Origin of the sequence: Echinicola salinicaeni, assembly GCF_014280965.1 — a bacterium.
GTDB classification, from domain to species: Bacteria; Bacteroidota; Bacteroidia; order Cytophagales; family Cyclobacteriaceae; genus Echinicola; species Echinicola salinicaeni.
Genome location: NZ_JACODZ010000010.1, coordinates 98033 through 114210, shown reverse-complemented (window position 1 = coordinate 114210; position 16178 = coordinate 98033). Strand labels below are relative to the sequence as shown.

13 protein-coding genes are annotated in these 16178 nt (G+C 39.2%); 8 read left to right on the top strand and 5 right to left on the bottom strand.

Annotated features, from left to right (window positions below; translation table 11 throughout):
- The first annotated feature begins 7 nt into the window (after window positions 1-7).
- Window positions 8-1270: a replication-associated recombination protein A gene (locus H7U17_RS18560; RefSeq protein WP_186758291.1), complete on the top strand. Its 1263-nt coding sequence runs from the start codon at window positions 8-10 to the stop codon at window positions 1268-1270.
- A gap of 42 nt (window positions 1271-1312) precedes the next feature.
- Here the strand turns inward: H7U17_RS18560 and H7U17_RS18555 are convergent, their stop codons facing one another.
- The 4 genes from H7U17_RS18555 to H7U17_RS18540 form a co-directional block, all read right to left on the bottom strand.
- A complete protein-coding gene (locus H7U17_RS18555; RefSeq protein WP_186758289.1) occupies window positions 1313-1609 on the bottom strand; it encodes a thiamine-binding protein in 297 nt (98 codons plus the stop codon).
- A gap of 25 nt (window positions 1610-1634) precedes the next feature.
- A complete protein-coding gene (gene pth / locus H7U17_RS18550) occupies window positions 1635-2195 on the bottom strand; it encodes an aminoacyl-tRNA hydrolase (RefSeq protein WP_186758287.1) in 561 nt (186 codons plus the stop codon).
- Between the two features lie 91 nt (window positions 2196-2286).
- On the bottom strand, window positions 2287-2874 hold the full coding sequence (locus tag H7U17_RS18545; RefSeq protein ID WP_186758285.1) for a 50S ribosomal protein L25/general stress protein Ctc: 588 nt from the start codon (window positions 2872-2874) through the stop codon (window positions 2287-2289).
- Between the two features lie 42 nt (window positions 2875-2916).
- A complete protein-coding gene (locus H7U17_RS18540; protein ID WP_186758350.1) occupies window positions 2917-3846 on the bottom strand; it encodes a ribose-phosphate pyrophosphokinase in 930 nt (309 codons plus the stop codon).
- Between the two features lie 326 nt (window positions 3847-4172).
- Here H7U17_RS18540 and H7U17_RS18535 point away from each other — a divergent pair, with 326 nt between their 5' ends.
- On the top strand, window positions 4173-5387 hold the full coding sequence (locus H7U17_RS18535) for an OprO/OprP family phosphate-selective porin (protein ID WP_186758283.1): 1215 nt from the start codon (window positions 4173-4175) through the stop codon (window positions 5385-5387).
- A 117-nt stretch (window positions 5388-5504) separates the two neighbouring features.
- Window positions 5505-6419: a DUF5996 family protein gene (locus H7U17_RS18530; RefSeq protein ID WP_186758281.1), complete on the top strand. Its 915-nt coding sequence runs from the start codon at window positions 5505-5507 to the stop codon at window positions 6417-6419.
- Window positions 6420-6520: 101 nt separating this feature from the next.
- Here H7U17_RS18530 and H7U17_RS18525 read toward each other — a convergent pair whose 3' ends face one another.
- Window positions 6521-7129, bottom strand: coding sequence for a TetR family transcriptional regulator (locus tag H7U17_RS18525; protein WP_230981491.1), 609 nt, complete (start codon window positions 7127-7129; stop codon window positions 6521-6523).
- Between the two features lie 245 nt (window positions 7130-7374).
- On the opposite strand from H7U17_RS18525, the gene H7U17_RS18520 reads away from it, so the two are divergent.
- The 5 genes from H7U17_RS18520 (at window position 7375) to H7U17_RS18500 (ending at window position 16095) form a co-directional block, all read left to right on the top strand.
- Window positions 7375-8274: a metallophosphoesterase family protein gene (locus H7U17_RS18520; RefSeq protein WP_186758279.1), complete on the top strand. Its 900-nt coding sequence runs from the start codon at window positions 7375-7377 to the stop codon at window positions 8272-8274.
- A gap of 513 nt (window positions 8275-8787) precedes the next feature.
- Entirely contained in the window at window positions 8788-12021 is a 3234-nt protein-coding gene (locus H7U17_RS18515; protein WP_186758277.1) for a SusC/RagA family TonB-linked outer membrane protein, read from the top strand.
- Between the two features lie 19 nt (window positions 12022-12040).
- Window positions 12041-13834: a RagB/SusD family nutrient uptake outer membrane protein gene (locus H7U17_RS18510; RefSeq protein WP_186758275.1), complete on the top strand. Its 1794-nt coding sequence runs from the start codon at window positions 12041-12043 to the stop codon at window positions 13832-13834.
- Window positions 13835-13981: 147 nt separating this feature from the next.
- Window positions 13982-14872 (top strand): endonuclease/exonuclease/phosphatase family protein, encoded by an 891-nt coding sequence (locus H7U17_RS18505; protein ID WP_186758273.1) that lies wholly within the window; start codon window positions 13982-13984, stop codon window positions 14870-14872.
- Window positions 14869-16095: an alkaline phosphatase family protein gene (locus H7U17_RS18500; RefSeq protein WP_186758271.1), complete on the top strand. Its 1227-nt coding sequence runs from the start codon at window positions 14869-14871 to the stop codon at window positions 16093-16095. Before H7U17_RS18505 ends, H7U17_RS18500 begins: the two co-directional genes overlap by 4 nt.
- The last annotated feature ends 83 nt before the right edge of the window (window positions 16096-16178 follow it).

Sequence of the window (16178 nt, the reverse complement as noted above, 5' to 3'; positions counted from 1 at the left end):
TGAGAGCATGAGTCAAGAGCCATTAGCAGAAAGAATGAGGCCAGTGAGGTTGGAAGACCTAATAGGGCAGTCCCATCTTACCGCTCCAAACACTTTTTTATACAGGGCCATAAAATCAGGGACAGTGCCTTCTCTGATTCTTTGGGGGCCTCCTGGAGTTGGGAAGACTACCATCGCGAATATAATTGCCAATGAGGTAAAAGCGCCTTTTTATACTTTAAGTGCTATTAGTGCTGGGGTAAAGGATATTCGTGGAGTAATTGAAAAGGCACGTTTTCAGCAGGGAGTAGTATTGTTTATTGATGAGATTCACCGTTTCAATAAATCTCAGCAGGATGCTTTATTGGGAGCAGTGGAGAAGGGGCAGATCCGGTTAATTGGTGCTACGACTGAAAATCCTTCATTTGAGGTCAATGCGGCCTTATTGTCAAGGTGTCAGGTGTTTACGCTCAATTCTCTCGAAAGGCAAGATTTGGAGGTAATGATTGCACAAGCCTTGAAGGAGGATGTTCTTTTGAAGAACAAGCAGGTGGAATTAAAAGAGACAGAAGCTTTGCTGAGGTTGTCAGGAGGGGATGGGAGAAAGCTTTTGAACCTATTGGAAATAGTTGTTAATGCCATTCCAGAGGACCCCGTGGTGGTGACCAATGAGAAGGTGACTGATATAGCGCAGCAAAAGGTAGCGATATATGATAAATCGGGAGAGCAGCATTATGATATTATTTCAGCATTTATCAAGTCTATCAGGGGGTCGGACCCCAATGCAGCGGTCTATTGGCTTGCAAGGATGATTGAAGGAGGTGAGGATGTGAAGTTTATCGCCAGGAGATTGGTGATATTGGCTTCTGAGGATATTGGTAATGCCAATCCCAATGCGCTGCTTTTGGCTACACAATGTTTTGATGCGGTGAAAATAATCGGTTATCCTGAAGCCAGGATAATCCTTTCTCAATGTGTGACTTATTTGGCCAGTTCAGCTAAGAGCAATGCCAGTTATATGGCGATCAACAAGGCTCAGGCTATCGTGCGCCAAGAGGGAGATTTGCCTGTTCCTATTCACCTTAGGAATGCTCCGACAAAATTGATGAAGGATTTGAATTACGGTAAGGGATATAAGTACGCACATGACTACGAAGGGAATTTTGTAGAGGAAGAATTTATGCCGGATAAGCTGAAGGGGCAAAAGTTGTATGATCCTGGAAAAAATGCTCGGGAAAATGATCTTCGGAAAAATCTTCAAAGAATGTGGGGGAAAAAATATGGGTACTGAAACCAGTACCCTTTCATATCTTTGAGGATGGATTCAGATAGTTTAAGCTTGCTTGTGCTTTGCGGTCTTTTCCTCCATGGTAACTGCTCCATTTTTTCGGATTTGCATGCGATAGTAAACCAATACTTCATCGGCCCCAGCCTCTAGTACTGCCTCTTGGGCCTTCTTTGCAATGGCCATCAATTCATCTTCTGGGCCTTCCATTACAGTTTCAAAAGGGGTTACTTCATATTTTATACCTGAAGCCTTTATGACTTCGATGGCCTTGTCCACGAGGCTATAGGTGTCGAGATGGTTGCTTTTTGGGACGATTTGTAGGCCTAGATTGATTGATTTCATTTTGGATAGATTTTAAGTATAAGGGTTAATCGTTGAATTGACTCATGGTCATATTGATGCCAATGGTGCAAAAGCCTTTGATCATGTCGATGGCCTTGTCCATGATAATCGGTAATTCATCAATTTCGGACTGTGACCATCTGCCTAGTACGTAATCTATTTGTCTTCCTTTGGGGTAATCATCTCCAATGCCAAAGCGCAATCTGGGATAATTCTGTCCGCCGGTTAGTTCTTCAATATTTTTCAGTCCATTATGGCCTGCAGAAGACCCTTTGGCTCTTAAGCGCAGCTTTCCAAAGGGAATTGCCACATCATCGACAATGACCAATACATTTTCCTTGGGGATTTTTAACTCCTTCATCCAGAAATTCATGGCTTTACCACTTAAGTTCATATAAGTGGTGGGTTTGATCATATGGATATTTCTTCCCTTAAATTTATATTCTGTTGTGAAAGCCAATCGATTACTTTTCCAAGAAACTCCTTCTTGATCTGCCAATCGATCTAGTGTGAGGAAGCCGATATTATGTCTCGTAAGTTCATATTCAGGGCCAATATTGCCCAGTCCTACAATTAAATACTTCATGATGTGCCTTTGTGGATAAACAAGTTAAAATAAAAAATCCCACCGACAAGTTTGGCGGTAGGATTTCATAATTTTATGTATGAAGCTTGAATTAATCTTCAGTTTCTTCAGTAGCTTTTTTACCTCTAAGTGCTCTAGGAATACCGATAGTAGCAATAGAAACATTAGGGCTAGTAAGAATTTCGAAACCTTCAGCTTTAACCTCAGCTACTTTAACAGATTTACCTAGTTCCAAATGGCTAATAGAAACAGGGATGCTGTCTGGAAGGTCTTTTGCTAAACCTTTAACAGTAAGGGTTCTTGCTTTCAATTCTAATTTACCCCCTTTAAGGATACCTGGAGAAGAACCATGGATGTCCACAGGAATGTCCATTTTGATGGCTTTATCTTCACTGAACGCTAAGAAGTCAGCGTGCAATAAAGTCTCACTTACTGGATGGTATTGTGCTTCACGAAGGATTGCTTTTACTTTGGTTCCTTCGATGTTTAGGTCTACCATATGTACTTCAGGAGTGTAGATCAACTCCTTGAAAAGAATGGCAGGAGAATGGAAGTGAATTTGCTCTTTGATACCTGGTCCATAAACGACACATGGTACGCTTCCTTCTTCACGGATTTGAGTCAATTCCGACTTGTCGAGATTTGCTCTTTTAAACCCTATAATCTCTAACGATTTCATAATCTAGAATATATAAGTGTATGTATAAATTAAAATTCTCTTTTAAATAAACAGGGCGCTGATAGAGTCATTGCCTGTTACGGCATGAATGGCTTTAGCAAATAAATCTGCTACTGTCAGAACCTTTATTTTTGAAGACTCCCTTTTTAAAGGAATGGTATCTGTGACCACTAATTCCTCCAGTACAGAGTTTTCAATGTTTTCATAGGCTTTCCCTGACAAAACACCATGTGTAGCAATCGCCCTAACCGAATTAGCCCCCTTGTCCAATAGTATTTGGGCAGCCTTGCAGATAGTTCCAGCAGTGTCTATCATATCATCTACCAAAACCACGTCTCTTCCTTCTACATCACCGATTACTTGCATGGAAGCTACTTCATTGGCTCTCTTGCGGTGTTTGTCACAAACGACCATTTCTACTTCAAAATGCTTGGCATAAGCCCTAGTCCTTCCTACACCTCCCACATCAGGAGATGCAAAGATAAGGTTGTCGCCCAAATCCAGGCTTTTCAAATAGGGCACAAAAATAGCTGATCCATTTAAATGATCCAAAGGAATATCGAAAAAACCTTGTATTTGACCAGCGTGTAAATCACAGGTCATGATCCTGTCAGCACCAGCTGAGGTGATCATATTGGCGATCAGCTTAGCGGCGATGGAAACTCTTGGTCTATCTTTCCTGTCTTGTCTGGCGTATCCGAAGTAAGGAACTACTGCACATACTTTATAGGCACTGGCTCTTTTTGCAGCGTCAATCATTAGGCACAATTCCAGTAGATTGTCAGCATTAGGGTTAGTAGACTGGATAAGGAATACATGGCATCCCCGCACGGATTCGTCAAAACTTGGAGACATCTCTCCGTCACTGAACTTGGATAGTGTTAATTTTCCTAATTCCTGACCATAGTTGGTGGCGATTGATTCAGCAAGTTTCTTGGTATTGGTTCCGGCAAAGAGTTTAACCTCAGGCATCATGTGTGTATTTGTTGTAGGAATAGTTAAGACAATATTTCTCCACAAAGATAGAAAAAAAGGTGGAACTGCTAATAAAAGGATTAGGGTTAAAGGTTTAATACCCTAAGATATTAATCATATCATTACCTTTATATTAATAGGTGTCTATCAATGTTAACATAAGGATAACACAGGTAAGCCTGTAAAAGAAAAACAATCCATATAATTTTGCAGCCTGAATTCAGAAATTAATTCACCACCCGCTGTATTATTGTCAGAGAAATGCAAGGAATCTTCGACAATAAAAAAGCATACTATATCTTTATAAAAAAAAAGCAATTCTTATGGAATTAAGGAAGGCCGTTGCCTTATTTGTCCTGGTCTGTACGATTACGGTCAGTGCGAAAGCTGTGCAAAGTCATGAAAATGACTCTACAAAAGTAGATGTTCAATATACCTCTAAAGGTTTTCAATTTACAAGTCCTGATAACAAATATAGGCTTCAGATTGGTGGCAGGCTTCAATTTAGATATGCCTATCCAGGTGATCAAGATCCGATTACATTTGACGATTTTGAAGTACAAACCAGAAATATATTTAAAATAAACAGGGCCAGACTTAAAGTAGGAGGGTTTGCTCATCAGCCTTGGCTTAAATATTATTTTGAATATGAATTAGGGGCCAACAGGTTGTTGAACTTTGAGGTGAAGGTAGAAAAGTGGCAGTGGTTTAATTTTAAGGTTGGGCAATGGAAAATTGATTATTCCAGAGAGCGTTCCATTTCCAGCGGAAAGCAGCAGATGTTGGAACGTTCTATTATCAACCGTCCATTTACTTTGGATAGGCAGCAAGGGGTGTCTGCATATGGGCGAATAGATCAAGGGAATTTATTGGACTTTAACTATAGTTTGTCAGTACTGACTGGTAACGGTAGAGGAGCTAGGGATAATGACGATCATCATTTGATGTACGTAGGGAAAGTTTATTGGAATTTTTTGGGGGATGGTGTTGACTTCTCGGGGTCAGACTTGAATTATTTTACGACTCCACAGGCCTCTATAGCTGCTGCAGGAGCCACCAATACCAGTAAGTATACTAGGTTCTCTTCTGGTGGAGGTGGAGATTTGGAAGGTTATGAGGATATCGGGCAGCCAGGTCAATATCAGGTAGATCAGTATGTGCTTGAATCAGCTTTTGAATATAAAGGTTTCAGTTGGCAGAGTGAGTACCATCGAAAAAGAATAAAGGATACAAGAGGCTGGTCCGCAGACCATCATTTGGTAGGATATTATGGTCAAGCAGGTTATGTTTTGAATCATCAAAAAGGCCAGCAAGAAAATCCATTATTTGAATTGGCAGGTAGGTATGCCTATTATCAGCCAGATAAAGCCATACCAAGAAATACTACAGAAGAATATGCGCTTGCCTTGAATGTTTTCTTTGCAGATCATAGGAGTAAGCTTACAACAGATGTTACTTATTTTGATTTTGATAGGGCTTCTGTTAACAGAAGGGCTTCCAGTTGGAGATTTAGGATACAGTATGACTTTTCGTTCTAATGACTTGTGTCATAATTGATTGTGATTTTATTGAATTAAGACTAATAAATGGTTAAATTCATAAAAGGCCAGTTCGGTTTTTGCCGGATTGGCCTTTTAAGTTTAATCCTAATAGTCATGATTCATTGTTTACCTGCTTTACCTTTGTCATCTTGGGAAAATACCAAAAAGACCCTGCATTTATATTTTCAAATTGTGGGTAAGATAGCTTTAAAGTTAAAGCCTCCCAAAAACCACTGGTGGCATATTACGCTTCATGTTACAGCTACAGGTTTGTCGACTTTTTCTATGCCTATGGACAAAATAGGTGGACTGTTTGAAATTAATTTTGATTTTATCAGGCATCAATTGCAGGTCAGGACTTGTGAGGGAGAGATCAGGAGCTTTGAATTGATGGATGGCTTATCAGTGGCTGCTTTTAAGAAAAATCTTTTTCGGATTTTGTCTGCGTTAGATATCGATGTGGAGATAATAGACAAACCGTATGATTTAGAGCCGAAAAAGCCTTTTGGAGAAATAGAGGAGTTTCATTTCTATGATAAAGCAGCGGTAAAGGACTATTGGACCATACTGAGGTGGGTGGATAGTGTTTTTGTTGATTTTAGCGGAGGATTTTATGGGAAGCAATGTCCTGTGCATTTGTATTGGCATCATATGGACCTAGCGGTTACCAGGTTTTCTGGAAAGAAAGGACCAGAAATGGATGCCTCAGCAAAGGCTCCTGATAAAGATGCTTACTCACATGAAGTGATTAGTTTTGGGTTTTGGGCAGGAGATGATGTTGTGAGGGAGCCGGCTTTTTATTCTTATACTTATCCTTCTCCAGAAGGAATTGATAAGGAAAAATTGATTCCTGATTATGCTGAATGGGTTGACAGTAATGGTAGCCCGATGGCATTTTTGTCCTACAATAAACTTCAAAAAGAAGATGATCCCAATCAAGTCTTGTTATCATTTTTAAACAGTGCCTATAATGCCGGAGCCAAAAGGGCCGGTTGGGATATTGAGGGGCTGAATTATAAGCCTTTTTGAGCTTTAGTTTGGTTTACGGCTATTTTATTTTTTTTTTTATTTATAAGGGAAGTTTAATGAGTGGGATTTGAAGAGGTCAAGTGAAGCTGGGGGAAATCTTTCTATAATTTTGAGCTTACTTCCTTTTGTAACAAATCATAAACTTGGCCTTTGAAGAAATCAAGTTTTTGGTTGTATGATTTTTCATCGTCTATCATGGAAAGGTAGTAGTACGCACCTTCTACCACCACAAAGATCTGTTCGGCCAGAAGTTGGGTGTCTTTTTCTCTTAAATTTTCATCCTTATCAAGGATCTCTTTAAGGGATTCCCTAAGCTTTTCATGCAGTTTTCGGTATTCTCTTTTGATTACTTCATTTCTAAAAATCAATGCGAAACAACTGTAAAATACTCCGTCATCAAATAGTTGATTCCAGTCCCTTGAAAATAACCTGTCTACAAAAGTTTTGGGGTCGATGTGTTCTTGACTTTCCTTGAGCTCTTGCATTTTGGGTTTGTAAATCAATAGGTATTGGTCAAGGATATAGGAAATCAAATTTAATATGAGATTGTCCTTGGTAGGGAAATAATGCATGACCAAGCTTGGGGGGATGCCTAAGTGTTTGCCGATTTTCGCAATAGAAGTATTTTCCAATCCGTTTTCCTTGGCTAGGTGATAAAAACCTTCGATGATTTCTTTTTTTCGGGTTTCTGATATTTTGCTTTTCATCATTATTGGAATGTTATCGCAAAGTTAATTGAAATTTTTTGCTTTCAAATTTCTTTGAATTGACTTTTATAGTATATAATATTGAATGGTTATTCAGTTTTCGATAAGTAAAGACCTCTTATTGTAGAAATATTTTTGGTTTTCCAGACCTCTTGGGTTACGCGAAGATATTTGGTATAAAATGTACTTTCATTTTTGGTGGTCCATGATTAATAAAAATTAAGCGCTTTAATAATAAACAATAAGTTATGAAAAGGAGAAGTTTTTTATTTAAATCTGCGACTGTTGCAGCTTCTTGTGCTGTTCCAGTAGTGGCTAAAGGAGGTACGAGAAATGGTGAGCCTGTGCTTACAGTTGCTCACATTACCGATGTACATATCCAGCCTGGGAATAATATTTTAGAAAGGGCCAAAGAATGGCTGGAATTGGTAAAGGCACACAAACCTGATTTTTTCCTCAATGGAGGAGATACTATTATGGATGTTTCTTATGAGGGAAAAACAAGGGAAGATGCATTGAGTCAATGGGCTGAGTGGGATAAGCTCACTGAAGAAATTAAAGATTATGAAATTTTTAGCTGTATAGGTAATCATGATTGTTGGTGGGATGTTCCCTCCAAGGATGATGAAATGTATGGAAAGCCATATGTGCAGCAGCGCCTGGGGATTCCAAACAATTATTACAGTTTCACAAAAGGGGGCTGGCACTTCATTATTTTAGATAGTAATCATAAGGGAATTACTTTGGGGGAGGAACAAATGGCTTGGTTAGAGGATGAATTGGAGCGACTTCCTGCTAGTACGCCTACTTTATTAATGTCCCACTATCCGATTACAAGTATAACCAATTCCTTGGTAGGTGGGCAGCATAGTGATCATAAGGAATTAAAAAAATTATTTTATAAGCATAAAGACAAGGTCAAAGCTTGCTTAAGTGGTCATCAGCATATGCTTGATAGGGTTTGGTATAATGGTGTGAATTATTTCTGTAATGGTTCATTGAGTGGTTTTTGGTGGGGTAAAGGAGATGAGCAATCTGCTGGACCCCAGTTTTACCTCGAAACACCTCCAGGTTATGCCATTTTGAAACTCTACGCTGATGGAAGCTTGGAAAATGAATACTATGCGCTTTCGGAGCCATATGAATAGGATTGTGAAGATGTCGATTTTACATGTATTGTTTTACTTGTTTAAGCCACCTGGGATTTAGGTGGCTTTTTTATTTCCGGTTTGGGAAAATGCCAAATTGAAACAGTGATTTTTTTCTGATTAGACAAAGTCACGACTGTGTCTATTAAATATTGCAATTATTTTATTGTTAACTACGTATTACGGTGTTTTAAATCTTTCAAACTTTCGTTTCGTTGTGAAAGTTTGGGGGAATGATAAAAGTATAATTGAATATTTGGTGATCGCCTATATAAGCTAATCGTATTTGTTATTTATTCTTATTTGTCTCTTCCTGTATTTTGTAAAATTGATCTTTTTAGTGTTAAATACCTGTTAATAGTTAATGAAATATTGATAAATTCTTTTGGATATTAAAATACAATATTTAATATTGAATGAATGTTCAGTAAAGTAATTTGAGATGATGCGACTTCATTCAAGCTTATTTTACCATAAACCCATAAGTACAATTTCATTTTAAATCGTTTATCTATGAAACATTATTTACGAAAGCCTTCTGTATTTGGAAGGAGTGTAAAGGATTTAAGCTTGGTACTCTTAATGATGAGTATTAGTCTGGTTTCGTTTGCACAGAGACAAATTACGGGAACTATTATCGAGGCTAGTTCTGGAACGACTTTGCCAGGGGTTTCTGTCCTTGTGAAGAATTCACAATCCGGTACCGTTACTGATTTGGATGGTAATTATTCTATTTCAGTGCCTTCAGAACAAGCTGTTTTGGTGTTCTCTTTTATTGGATACCAATCAGTGGAAATTCCAGTGCGTGGCAAGACCATTATTGATGTAAGTCTGGAAGAGGAAGAGACCTTGCTAGAACAAGTGGTAGTGGTGGGGTATGGAACCCAGAAAAAAATAAATGTAACAGGTGCCGTTGATCAGATATCCGGTAAAGATATTATCGATAGGCCTATAGCCAATGTTGTTCAAGGTTTGCAAGGGGTGAGTCCTGGCTTGAACATTACCTATGCAGGAGGGAAGCCTGGTTCTATTCCTAATATAAACATCCGGGGTTTTACTTCCATCAATGGAGGGGGACCATTAGTGGTGATAGATGGTGTCGCTGGTAGTTATGATGATTTACTTAGGCTAAACCCTGCAGATATCGAGTCTTATTCAGTTTTAAGAGATGCAGCGTCTTCAGCAATTTATGGGGCTAGAGCTGCATTTGGAGTGATCCTTATTACTACTAAAAAGGGTGTTGAAGGCAAACAACAAGTGTCTTACCGAAACTATTTTGCCTGGGGCAAACCTACCGTTTTACCAGAACCTGTCACTGATCCTTATATTTATTCACGGGTTTTGGAAACGTCGACAAATAATACCCCTTGGGATTATGTGAATTATTCCGATGCTCATTACCAGTGGGCAAAAGAGCGTTCCGAAGATCCTACTCTCCCAGATACCCGAATTGATCCCAACAACCCTAACCGCTGGGCTTATATGGGGAATAATGATTGGTATGACTATTTCTTTCATTCTGCAAGCCTTTCCACAAACCATAGTTTGTCCATCAATGGAAGTAGTGGAGGGAAGATGCCTATCGGGTATTATATTTCTGGTGATTATACCAGTGAAAATGGTTTGAACAAATTGGCACCTGATTACTGGGACCGTTATGGATTAAGGGCAAGGATCACAGCATCTCCAATAGATTGGTTGAAACTGGATAATAACCTAAATATTTACCAAACAAAAAGAGCCGATCCAACCAATAGTATTACGGATATCTATTATCAAAAGCCAACGGATGTGGCAAAGAACCCTGATGGAACTTGGGCCAATACAGGTGCAGGTCGTTTGGCGGCAAGGTTGACTGATGGAGGAAGAAACCAAGAAGATATGTTTGGTTTTAGAAATGTGTTTAGAGCGGTTGGTACTTTCTTAAATGGAGATTTGACGGTAACAGGTAATGCCAGTTTCAAAAGAGAGCAATGGAAATATCACTGGGATAGGAAGAAATTTGATATAGGCTTTGGACCTGATGATGTGAGAACTGAAGGGGGAGATGGTTCTGTGATCGAAAGGAATGGAACATTAATGAATACCATTTTCGATCTTTATGGTAATTACAATAAGAAGTTTGGGGATCATAGTTTTGGTATTCTTGCTGGATATAATCAAGAAAGTTATGAGTATTCTTCTATTCAATCTGAAAGAAGAGTGTTGATTTCTTCCACCCTACCATATATTGGCTTGACTACTGGTGATTCTTTTATTACGCCTTCCTACAGTGCTTATGCAACAAGAAGTATTTTTGGTAGGGCTAATTATTCTTTCAAGGAGCGTTATATCTTAGAATTTAATGGTCGATATGATGGTTCTTCAAGATTTCCGAGCAATAACAGATGGGGATTTTTCCCTTCAGCCTCAATGGCTTGGATAGTTAGTGATGAGTCCTTTTTCGAGAGTTTAAACGCTGTTGTCCCAACCTTTAAATTGAGGGCATCATATGGTAGTTTGGGTAATCAGAATGTGTCCAATTTTGGATATATTCAATCCTTGCCGACTAACTTGTCCGGTTATTTGATTGATGGTGAAAGAAGAACAGTAATTTCATCTTCTCCTTCCTTGGCAGTAGATCCAAATATGTATACTTGGGAGGAAGTGACTACAACAAATTTTGGTCTTGATCTAGGTTTGTTTAATGATAAGATGACAGCAACTTTTGATTATTTCTTCAGGGATACTAAAGGAATGCTTACGGATCCTGTAGAACTTCCAGGCGTTTTAGGAACGAACCCTCCAAAGCAAAATGCAGCAGATTTGAGAACAGAAGGTTTTGAGCTTTCATTGGGATATAGAACTCAGTTCGGAGATATTTCAAATCCAATACATTTTAATGTTAAGGCGGTGCTATCAGATTCTAGATCCCATATCACCCGATTCCAAAATGAGAACAGGTTACTTTCTAATTGGAGAGAAGGTCAGGAAGTAGGTGAGATTTGGGGGTTGAAAAATGATGGATTTTTCAAATCAACAGATGAAATAGAGGCTTTGGATCAGTCCTCAATTGTTCCTTGGGGGGCCTTGGACATTGTGCCTGGATGGCCAAAGTATCAGGACTTGAACGGCGATGGTAAGATTGAAAGAGGTCAAACCGAAAGTGATCCAAAAGATTTGAGCGTGATTGGCAACAGTACATCCAGGTATCGTTACGGGGTGAATCTTAATATGGATTGGAATGGATTTGATTTATCATTGTTCTTGCAAGGTGTTGGTAAAAAAGACTATTACCCTACTCATTATTTGTTCTGGGGTCCTTATCAGCAGCCATATGCCAATGTTTATCCTTGGAACCTTGACTTTTACAGAGGAGAGGCAGATAGTGATGCTTTGATGGCCCAGCATTCCCAGGCCTATATTGATGCGGGTTTAGCTGATGCCAATACTGATTCTGAATTTCCTGTTTTACAATCTTGGTTAGCTGATGCCAATTATGGCGCTGGGTTGGATATTCCTCAAACTAAGTATTTGAAGAATGGGGCTTATTTAAGGGTGAAAAATATTACCATAGGGTATACTTTGCCTGAATCTCTTACCCAGAGAATTAAGGTGAATAAAATCCGAATATTTGCTACGGGAGAAAATTTATATGAGTTCTCTTCAATCAAGAAGTTTGTGGATCCTGAAGCAGTTAATGCAGGAAGTAGCTGGGCATATCCTTTCCAGAGAAAAATTTCCTTTGGGGTAAATATCGATTTGTAATTAAGAACTGATTAAGATCATGAAAAAATATATAATTGCTATGAGCGCAATGCTAGCATTGGGTTCATGTAACGAAGAGTTTCTGGATAAATATCCTCAAACCTCAGTTGCGCCAGACGCTTTTTTTAAAAGTGGCGAAGATTTGGAACTATATGTAAATGGCTTGCTGTCTCTGGAAAGCCCTTGGAGTGCTTACCTTGGAGACCAGAGCAGTGATAATATGGCTACTACTGCTGCTGTTGAAATAAAAAGTATGATGACAGGTAGTCCAAGTTCCCAAACAATTACTGGAGGCTGGAGCTGGGGAAGGTTAAGGGATATCAATTATTTCTTGGACAATTATGAACAGGCAGAAGCAGCTGAAGAAACTAAGGCGCACTTTGCAGGCTTGGCTAGGTATTATAGGGCTCAGTTTTATTTTGGGAAGATTGGTCGGTATTCAGATGTCCCTTGGTATGAGGTTACCTTGAACCCTTCAGATGCAGAGCTATATAAAGCACGTGACCCAAGGGAAATGGTCATGGAGATGGTCATGGAAGATTTGGCCTATGCTGCTGCTAATGTGAGAGAATCTGTTCCTAGTGGTACCCCTGATGTTTGGGCAGTGAAAGCTTTCTATGCTAGGGTGGCGCTTTATGAAGGAACTTACAGGAAATACCATGCTGAGTTGGGATTGGAGAGTACAGCCAATGAATTCCTAGAAAAAGCCAGGGATATTTCCAAGGAGATCATGGACTCAGGAAATTTCTCTATCTACACCACGGGCAACCCAGAAGCAGATTACTTGAGATTGTTTGACAGTCAGGTTTTATTTGGCAACCCAGAAGTCATCTTGGTCAATGCTTATGACAACGCAAAAAGTAGAGGAGGCTTTGATGGCGGAACTGTTTTTGGTGACTATGAACAGTCTCCATCCAGGGATTTAGTGATGAGTTACTTGATGGCAGATGGAAGCCGTTTTACCGATATTCCAGGTCATGAATCCATGGGATACGTGGAAGAATTTCAAAATAGGGATCCACGTTTGACCCAAACATTGGTATATCCAGGGTGGGTTCGTCGTGCTGAGTCAAGTCCGTATATACAGAATCTAAGCAAAAACTTCACAGGCTATCATCAATTGAAGGGCTATGCAAATACCATTGATTTTGACGATCAAAGGGGGATGGATTTTCCAGTTTACCGCTACGCGGAGATATTATTGACATATGCTGAAGCCAAAGCGGAATTGAATGAGCTTACCCAAGGTGATTTGGATGTTTCAGTTAATTTGCTCCGTGAGCGTGTGAACTTACCAGGCTTGGATATGGCCGAAGCTAATGCGAATCCGGACAGTTTCTTAGCTTCAAAATACCCGAATTTGACTGGAGCTAATCAAGGAGTGATTTTGGAGATCAGGAGAGAAAGAAGGATAGAGTTTGCCATGGAAGGTTTTCGATATGATGACTTGATGAGATGGCATGCTGGCAAATTGCTTGAAAACATTCCTGAGGGGATGTACTTTGACGGACTTGGAAAATATGATATGACTGGCGATGGTGTAGAAGACATTATTTTGGTCAGTAAGGACACAGATATCCCAACAGGTGATGCCAAAGAGAAAAATAGTTTAGGGGAAACCCTTATCTATTATAAGGCAGGTTTTATTGGTGAAAGTGTGGATGTGTATTTAAAAGATGGAGAGAATGGTGGTAATATGGAGACTGAAACAAAAGAAAGAAGCTTTGTTGAACCTAAATATTATTATCGTCCAATTCCAATCCAGCAAGTTACGCTTAATCCAAATCTAGAACAGATATTTGGTTGGGAGTAATATAAAAGTCAATATTGATTATCATCAAATCCAAATGGCTTTGTCTTAATTGAGGCAAGCCATTTGGTGTTTCATAATAAGCCCAAAAGTATGTTTTTATGTAGGTGTTTTTTTCTTCTTTGGATTAGCTTAATTCCCTTTAGGGGATTGGCACAAGAAGAACATAAAGAATTGGAATTTTCCGTAATGGTATGGAATATATGGCATGGGGGAAAGAGTGAATCTATTGGTAGAGATGGTGTGGAGGATGTTATAGGTATCATTAAAGCTTCTGAATCAGATATTATTTTGATGATAGAAACATATGGTTCGGGAAAGCGCATTGCAGATGCTTTGGGTTATCATTATCATCTAATAGCCCAGCAAGGTACAGCCTTGGATGATCCTGCGGTCAACCTTTCCATTATGAGTAGATTCCCCTTTGGTGAAAGGATTGACTTTTATAATTACTTCAATATTGGAGGAATTGAAATTCAGTTATCCGAAGAAGAAAAAATCTTGGTCTTTGATACCTGGTTAAATTACCAGCCTTGGCATGATCAGCCTCATTTAATGGAGAAAAGTGCGGAGAAATTGGTGGATTGGGAAAAATCTGGGACCAGAACCAAAGAGGTGGGGACCATTTTAGCGCATTTACAGCCCTTTCTTCAAAATACCAATGAGCGGCCTTTGATTCTAGGGGGGGATTTTAATGTTTGGTCGCATTTGGACTGGACAGAAAAATCGAAAGATGTTCATGGTGGTAAAGAGGTTCCATGGTGGACTACCAGACAATTCGAAAATGCAGGTTTAAAAGATAGTTTTAGGGAAATAAATCCCAATCCGAAAAAACACCCAGGAATTTCTTGGGGAATGCCCAATAAAAAGGACGATCATCGGATAGATTATCTTTTATATAAGAGTAAGCGGTTAAAAGCCATTTCGTCAGAAATACATAAAGTCGATTATAATCAACCATTAAAATTTAGGGGCAAAACATTTAACTACCCTTCGGACCACGGGTTTGTGTGGGCCAAGTACAAATTGATAAAGAAATGAGAAGAATAGTATTAATTGCATTGCTTTGCATGGCGCTGGTAGAAGCCAGGGCACAAGAAAAGGTCAAGAAAGCATTATTTGTGATTTTGGATGGAATTCCAGCAGATGTCATGGATTCGGTAGCCACACCAAATATCGATAAGGTGATAGCTGAAGGAGGATTTACCAAAGCGCTTATGGGGGGCGAAGTGGATGGTTACAGTCAGACTCCCACCATTTCAGCAGTAGGGTATAATACATTGCTTACCGGAACCTGGGCAAATAAACATAATGTATGGGGAAACTCTATCAAGAAGCCTAATTATAATTACTGGACTATTTTCAGATTATTTAAGGAGGCTAATCCAACAAAAAAGACAGCCATTTTCTCAACTTGGTTAGATAATAGAACCAAGCTGGTTGGGGCTAATTTGCCAGAAACTGGCCACTTTACTTTTGATTACTATTATGATGGCTTTGAGTTGGATACATTGAATTTTCCCCATGATGATGAGAGGAATTTTATTCATTTGATTGATGAAGCTGTTTCCCAAGAGGCTGCTCGGTACTTATATGAAGAGGGGCCAGACCTATCATGGATGTATTTGGAATATACAGATGATATGGGACACCGCTTCGGCAATAGTCCTCAGATGATTGATGGATTGGTTAAAGCTGATGTTCAAATAGGTAGGGTATGGGATGCTATCAAGTATAGAGAGGCTAATTTTGATGAAGATTGGATGTTGATCATCACTACAGATCATGGTAGGGGAGCTGATGGCTACCATCATGGAGGACATACGGATAGAGAAAGGACTATCTGGATCGTTACCAATGCGAAAAACACCAATGAACATTTTGAGTCGACTCCAGCAATGGTGGATATTTTACCTTCTTTAGCCAATCATCTTGGCTTAGAAATCCCTAAAAAACAAGCGATGGAATTGGATGGGATTCCTTTTATAGGTGAAGTAGATGCTAGCGGATTAAAAGCTAAAGTGGAAGATGGAAAGCTTAAAATTTCATGGAATGCCTATTCCAAAGGTCATTCAGGTAGGGTTTGGCTTTCTGGTACGAATAATTTTAATAAAGGAGGTATGGACAATTATTGGTTGATGGGTGAAGTTGAAATAGGTGAAGAAAGGGCAGAATACTTTCTCCAAGGTACAGAAAGTGATTTTTATAAAGTAGTGTTGGAAACACCTTCAGGATATTTAAATTACTGGATAGTAGGAGAGTAAAGGATATATTAAGTTTGAAAAGGAAGAGCTGCAATTATTGTGGCTCTTTTTTTGTTGAGCCAAAATACTTTAAGACCTTTGCA

Excerpts from the sequence above, each read along its gene's own strand:
- H7U17_RS18525 (WP_230981491.1), bottom strand. The coding sequence starts at position 7,129 with ATGATGAAAAGCAAAATATCAGAAACCCGAAAAAAAGAAATCATCGAA.
- H7U17_RS18520 (WP_186758279.1), top strand. The coding sequence starts at position 7,375 with ATGAAAAGGAGAAGTTTTTTATTTAAATCTGCGACTGTTGCAGCTTCT.
- H7U17_RS18540 (WP_186758350.1), bottom strand. The coding sequence starts at position 3,846 with ATGCCTGAGGTTAAACTCTTTGCCGGAACCAATACCAAGAAACTTGCT.
- pth (WP_186758287.1), bottom strand. The coding sequence starts at position 2,195 with ATGAAGTATTTAATTGTAGGACTGGGCAATATTGGCCCTGAATATGAA.
- H7U17_RS18510 (WP_186758275.1), top strand. The coding sequence starts at position 12,041 with ATGAAAAAATATATAATTGCTATGAGCGCAATGCTAGCATTGGGTTCA.
- H7U17_RS18555 (WP_186758289.1), bottom strand. The coding sequence starts at position 1,609 with ATGAAATCAATCAATCTAGGCCTACAAATCGTCCCAAAAAGCAACCAT.
- H7U17_RS18560 (WP_186758291.1), top strand. The coding sequence starts at position 8 with ATGAGTCAAGAGCCATTAGCAGAAAGAATGAGGCCAGTGAGGTTGGAA.
- H7U17_RS18530 (WP_186758281.1), top strand. The coding sequence starts at position 5,505 with ATGATTCATTGTTTACCTGCTTTACCTTTGTCATCTTGGGAAAATACC.
- H7U17_RS18500 (WP_186758271.1), top strand. The coding sequence starts at position 14,869 with ATGAGAAGAATAGTATTAATTGCATTGCTTTGCATGGCGCTGGTAGAA.
- H7U17_RS18515 (WP_186758277.1), top strand. The coding sequence starts at position 8,788 with ATGAAACATTATTTACGAAAGCCTTCTGTATTTGGAAGGAGTGTAAAG.
- H7U17_RS18535 (WP_186758283.1), top strand. The coding sequence starts at position 4,173 with ATGGAATTAAGGAAGGCCGTTGCCTTATTTGTCCTGGTCTGTACGATT.
- H7U17_RS18545 (WP_186758285.1), bottom strand. The coding sequence starts at position 2,874 with ATGAAATCGTTAGAGATTATAGGGTTTAAAAGAGCAAATCTCGACAAG.